Source organism: Pseudomonas sp. 32_A (assembly GCF_017490905.1).
In the GTDB taxonomy this organism is placed as follows: domain Bacteria; phylum Pseudomonadota; class Gammaproteobacteria; order Pseudomonadales; family Pseudomonadaceae; genus Aquipseudomonas; species Aquipseudomonas inefficax.
Genome location: NZ_JAFGYI010000412.1, coordinates 1 through 428, shown reverse-complemented (window position 1 = coordinate 428; position 428 = coordinate 1). Strand labels below are relative to the sequence as shown.

The window sequence follows — 428 nt, the reverse complement described above, 5'->3', positions numbered from 1 at the left end:
CTTTTCAGAGTTCCTCATGGACGAGTACCGCAATGGTGAACTCGACACTTCGCAATTCCGTCCGATCGACATCACGGTTCCTTATCACCAGCCCTGCCAGGTCAAGAGCCAGGGCATGGGATTCCCGGCAGTTCAGCTTATGGAGCTCATTCCGGGTGTCAAGGTGCTGGAGTCTAACGAGCCGTGCTGTGGTATCGCCGGTACCTACGGTCTGAAGGCCGAGCGCTATGAGGTCGCCCAGAAGATCGGTGCGGGTGTGTTCAGGCACATGCAGGATCACAACGAGGGCGTTGGAGTGTGTGATACCGAGACGTGCCGTTGGCAGATTTCCATGTCCTCGGGTGTCAAGATCGTGCATCCGGTGTGGCTGCTGCACCACTCGCTCGGACTGTCGAACAACCTGCTCGACTGATCAAAGCCTGCTGAAC

1 protein-coding gene is annotated in these 428 nt (G+C 57.2%); it reads left to right on the top strand.

Annotated elements, in window-relative coordinates; translation table 11 throughout:
- Positions 1-412: heterodisulfide reductase-related iron-sulfur binding cluster (locus J5M58_RS27290; protein WP_207880610.1), on the top strand; the 412-nt coding region annotated here is incomplete at its 5' end.
- Positions 413-428: the final 16 nt, after the last annotated feature.